This is a genomic window from Okeania sp. SIO3B5 (genome assembly GCF_010692555.1).
Classification (GTDB): domain Bacteria; phylum Cyanobacteriota; class Cyanobacteriia; order Cyanobacteriales; family Microcoleaceae; genus Okeania.
In genome coordinates this window covers 1-5,399 of the sequence record NZ_JAAHHG010000328.1, presented here as the reverse complement: position 1 = coordinate 5,399, position 5,399 = coordinate 1, and the positions used below count along the sequence as shown (strand labels likewise).

The following is a 5,399-nucleotide window of genomic DNA, read 5'->3' as shown; positions in this document are numbered from 1 at the left end:
GAAACTTTCACCACCATCATCAGTAGTTCTCACAGTAATATTATGAGTCTGATTACTTTCAAAGTCCAATTGAGAACCATCAGCAACTACTATTTGGTCTCCATCTAGAGCAAAACGACCATTAGCATCATTTAACAATTGATAAGTATGAGTATCACCAGCATCAGGGTCAGAAGTAGTTAAATTACCCACCACTGTATTATTGTTGCTATTTTCCTCAATAGTATCGTTATCTATTTGTACTGCTGTGGGAGCGCTATTGGTGGGAGTAGATGGAGGTAAGTTGTCGCTAACTACATCTTGTTTGACGTTTTCGGAACCAACAGTAACTTGATAAGTAGCTGTATCATCTGCCTGACCATCCCCATCAAGATCCCCAGAGAAGGTGACATCGTAAGTCGCATTTGGGTCTACATCTAAACTATAACCACCTGAGTTCCAAGTTGTGGTGGTAAAAGTATTAGCACTATTTGCTGTATCAACTGCTGTCACTGTGATTCCGCCTATTCCTTCACCAACTGTGTAGAAGTCGTCATCAGTGACTGCATCAGTGTAGGCAACACCTGTAATAAATGGACCGCCCGCCGCAGAATAAGCAAAATCTTGGGTACTCATCACTGCATTGAAAGTTGTACCACTACTACTGGTAAACTGGCCTTGTAGTGAAGAAACTCCGATTTCCTGGAAATTAGGGTTCATCAGACTTACACGATGAGCTCTACGAGGGTAGTTGAAGTCAATAAACAGATTTTCGTAGTTTCCCTCAACATGACTGGTGAAGTTGGGCGTACCCGTTGTTCCTGACCAAGCGATATTTTCTCCATGACCCGAAGAACCTGTGAATGTATACCCCGCATTCTGCATACGCTGCTTGGAGTTTGTACCACCCTCTCCTGTGTGACTGAATACATTATTATCTAATTGCCATTGACTATGGCCTTCAGCAGCAGCATTGAGGTTGAGGTTAAATGCTAGAGGTTGTTTGGCATCAGTGGAGATTGTATCTCCTGCGCGAACTCCTTCATTGAGTTCTCCATTGAGATAAAGATCTGCTGCTGCTTGAGGATCTGCTCGATCTCTGTTGATCAATTCGAGCATATATTGGTCTTGAGCGGAAGGAAGTGTAGTAGCCATGGTTTGTTGTGTTGTAAATTTAAACGACAGTAGTTGAAAAATAGGGACTATTTCCCTTGGAAATTCAAGTTTTTAGTAATTAAATATTGTTCAAAAAATCAGTCAAATCATGTAGTTAAATTCATAATTAATTTAAATAATTTAACTATTTGTTTTGTATTTTAAGAACAAGTGATTATTTAATTTACTATCTATCACTACATGGATTTTTTTAGAGTTCCGGGAGCAATTTTGCAATATAAAAAAGTTAGTGTTTTTGTATTAAGTGCAAACACGAATTATTAATCTTTTTTTAAGATTAAAATCTTTTTTTGAGTAATCTTAAAGTGGGATATTCTTGAGGAAATTATTGGTCAGTCTAATTTAATGAACAAAAAAATAATTATTAATAAAAAAAAAGTAATTACTTCTAACGAGGTTGCAATCAAAAAATGAGTAATTACTTAAGATATAATATTTAATTGAAAACAACTAGGATGAGGATGAAAATTAAATCAGTAAAATATTAAGGTAATTCAGGTTTTGAAAGAGACAAGTAGTAGTCTGAAAACTGGTAGAAAAGCTTACATTATTATTACCTATCCTGTAGGATTAACCCCTTTCTAATTAACATCCGATAAAATACTTACATTTTTACTTCTAAAGCTCTTAATTTTAGGAACTCAGTATTAATATCATGTTCGGTTGAATAGTTATGATTAGGATATAGATGAAAGAGATATCTCAAACCCTTGAGATTGCTTCCTTCCACGGAGTGACCGTCGCAATGACTTTAAACCTTAATTATTAGATAATATCATGTCCGGTAGCATCGGAGCGTGGTAAGCATTCAGCAGTTAGCCATCAGCTATCAGCTATTGCTTTTACTTTTAGGATAAAAGCTTTATTAATTGTCTTACCACAAAAGTTGCCTTCCTTGCCCTTAAAGTCTATTTTAATTTAAACACTATCCTTAAGGAGACACTCTTGTTGCTGATAACGTAGTTCTGACCTAGGAGGCTAGCTGACAGCTAATAGCTGAATGCTTACGGAGCGTGTATAAAATTAAGGTGACAATGAAAGAAAACCTTCTGCCTCCTGCCTTCCCCTCCTGGGAGGGGTTAGGGGTGGGTTGCCTCCTGCCTTCGGACAACCATTGTCTAATTATTCAACCGGACATGATATTATAGCTCAATAACACTTAAATCCCCGGGAGTTAGGTAAAGTAAGGGTTTTAGCCAAGTTGACAAATTAGCTCTTAAGTATATCAATCCTATTTGAATCTTAATACTCAAAAAATTCAAGCTATCCTTGATGATAATATAAAGCTTTTCTTTGAGGATAGGGCTTTAAACCAAATTTGTTGGTTAAAAAATATTAGTAGCCAAATTTTTCAAAAATATGTAGATTATTGACTTATGCTTGTGATAAGTTTATACTTATCTGATACAATCTTGTCTGTTAAAAAATCAAATATCTGACATGAACATTTCCGGTTTGGTGAGAAAATAAGGCAAATATTATGGTTAAGAGTTAGTCTTCAATAGTATGTAGTATAATAAAAGTTATACATAAATATAGTCATATATAGTCAAGTGATGTCAAATATCTCCGTTTACTTGTATAAAAGAGCGCCTTTATATTTGACAAAATTTAATAACTCAAAGGCAATATGTTTAATAGTATAATGAAATTGCCTGGTAATTATAGACTAAATAAAAATAAAAATTCCTAAATTATCGAATCATAATATAATTTTAACTCCTTGATTTATGAAATTAGTTGAGAGACATATTATTCAAAAAAATCATCGGTTTTATGATGAAATTGACAGACTATGTTTCTTGTCGAAAAATCTTTATAACTATGGCAATTATTTAATTCGTCAATCTTTCATCTTTGAAAATAATTATCGTCACTATTACGACCTGCAAAAAACACTCTCTACTCAACCAGATTATCAAGCAATGCCAGCTAAAGTATCTCAACAAATATTAATGATACTAGATAGAAACTGGAAAAGCTTTTTAGCAGCAAACGAAGTTTATAAGCAGAACCCATCAAAGTTTAAATCTCGTCCTCGTCTTCCTGGATATAAAAATAAAGTAAAGGGAAGAAATATTGTAGTTTATACCACACAAGCCATCAGCAAGAGACAATTAAAACAAGGAATTATTAATCCTTCTAAAACAGGAATTTATCTAAAAACATTAGTACCTACTTCACAAATCAAACAAGTTCGTCTCATTCCTAGACTTAATCATTATGTAATAGAGGTAATTTATGAGAAATGCGAAAAACAATACGAGCTAGAGAAAAATTATTGTGCCAGTATTGATATAGGATTAAACAACTTAGCTACATTAACCTTTAATCAAGCCGGAATCAAACCGCTCTTGATAAATGGCAGACCGTTAAAATCTATAAATCAATACTATAACAAAATTAAAAGCTTCCTACAATCTCAACTACAGGAAAATCAATCAAGTAAGAGGCTGAAAAAGCTTTGCAATAAAAGAGAATTTAAAATCAACGATTATCTTCATAAATCATCTCGTTTGATTATTAATACTCTAATTAATCACAAAATAGGAACATTGATAATAGGGCACAATGAAGACTGGAAGCAGAAAATCAACTTAGGGAAAAGAAATAATCAAAATTTTGTATCTGTTCCCTATAAAAGGTTAATAGAAATGTTATCTTATAAAGCCAAGATGGTAGGGATAGATGTAATTATTACAGAAGAATCTTATACCTCCGCATCAAGTTTTATAGATAATGATTTGATTCCTGTTTACAAGAAAGGTGAGAAAAATCAAGTCACCTTTTCAGGAAAAAGAATTAAAAGAGGTTTGTATCGTACTGCAAGCATTGGATTAATCAATGCTGATGTGAACGGTTCCTTGAACATTATGAAAAAAGCAGTCCCAAATGTTTTTGACTATGGGATAGAGGGTGTTGTAGTTCACCCAGTCAGAGTAACACCTGCAAAATAAGGATTAGTCATATTTGACTATATTTTTATGAACTATAATAAAAATAAATATACTATTCAACAATTAGATTGCTTGAATTTGGCAGGCTTTAAAGTTATATTTATAAGTTAGGGTTATCAGCGTTTAGCAAATCAATATCAAAAAGAAGTAATTGAGCAAAACCTATAGCCTGGTTTACTGAGTGGTGACTAAAAAGTTTAAAAACAACCTGATAAAATTAGATTATCTGCTAAAGTCAACCAAATTGGGAAATGGGAGATCTTTTCACTTATTATTAAGAGTAAATAGTAATATTTGTCTCAGGTTTTTCGCACTTCAGAGTTAGGAGCAGTTTTTTTTGAGCGCCCTCTTCTTTTGTTTGTGTTCAGTCAATCTCGGTTAACAAAGTTTTTTGTTTTATTGTAATTAAGCAAGTTAAAGTCTGGAGGAAATTGCTATGTCAATTCGTTTGTATATAGGTAATCTACCTAAAGAAGTAATGGAACGTCAAGAACTGCAAGAAGTTTTTGCCGAAGAAGGTGATAGTGTGAGCGCTAAATTGATCACAGATCGTAAAACTGGTAAGTGCCGTGGTTTTGGCTTTGTAACAGTCAAAAATGATGAACAAGCTGACCAAATTATTGAAAAGTACAATGGTTATCAGTTTAAAGAAAGTCCTTTGAAAATTGAAAAGGCTTTGCCCCGCTCTAAGAATAAGAGCGAGTCAGAAAAGACTGAGGATGAGTCAAAACCAGCAAACAAAAGCAGTGGCAAGGTTAAAAAGTCTCGTCGTGAAAAAGATAAAGGAGCATCTAAGACTACCAGCACTAATGCTAATTCTAGCGGAAATGATGCAGTTCAACCAGACCCTCGTTGGGCAGATGCCTTAGCAGAGTTGAAGCAGCGTTTAGCAGCTACTACTAATTCTTAAGAAAACAAACGGCGTTGCTGAAGCGGGTGTATGATATTCATCTTAATTACTTAGGATTCAACCCACCCCTAACCCCTCCCAGGAGGGGAAGTCAGGAGCAAAGTAAAGAAAAAGAAAGAGGAATAGAAGGAGAAAGTTTTTTGGTTGCGTAAGCGGAACAGAGTTCTATCCCTAAATTATCCGGACATGATATCATACCTAAAATCACCAACGCCAAACAAGCAATTAAGTTGGGTGTGTGACAGCACGCTTACCGAAAAATTGGGTTTAAAGCCTCCCCTTTGAAGGGGACTTTTTATTTTTATGTTAAGTCAATTGAATATATGCTATCGTATTATTAGTTGCCGGGGGGCACTCGGAAACTCGTGCGCGGACGT

Annotated in this window: 3 protein-coding genes; 2 read left to right on the top strand and 1 reads right to left on the bottom strand. The window is 34.6% G+C overall.

Annotated features, from left to right (window positions below; genetic code table 11):
* The coding region (locus F6K54_RS30430; protein ID WP_293086220.1) for a cadherin domain-containing protein at positions 1–1,134 on the bottom strand (1,134 nt) is incomplete at its 3' end.
* 1,751 nt (positions 1,135–2,885) lie between these two features.
* Between F6K54_RS30430 and F6K54_RS30425 the strand changes: the two genes are divergently transcribed.
* Entirely contained in the window at positions 2,886–4,112 is a 1,227-nt protein-coding gene (locus F6K54_RS30425; RefSeq protein ID WP_293086217.1) for a transposase, read from the top strand.
* Between the two features lie 436 nt (positions 4,113–4,548).
* Positions 4,549–5,022 carry an RNA-binding protein gene (locus F6K54_RS30420; protein ID WP_293086214.1) on the top strand — a complete coding sequence of 158 codons (474 nt, stop codon included), beginning with the start codon at positions 4,549–4,551 and terminating at the stop codon, positions 5,020–5,022.
* The last annotated feature ends 377 nt before the right edge of the window (positions 5,023–5,399 follow it).

Bases quoted from the DNA above. Each gene is read 5' to 3' on its own strand.
- F6K54_RS30425 (WP_293086217.1), top strand. From the start codon at position 2,886: ATGAAATTAGTTGAGAGACATATTATTCAAAAAAATCATCGGTTTTAT.
- F6K54_RS30420 (WP_293086214.1), top strand. From the start codon at position 4,549: ATGTCAATTCGTTTGTATATAGGTAATCTACCTAAAGAAGTAATGGAA.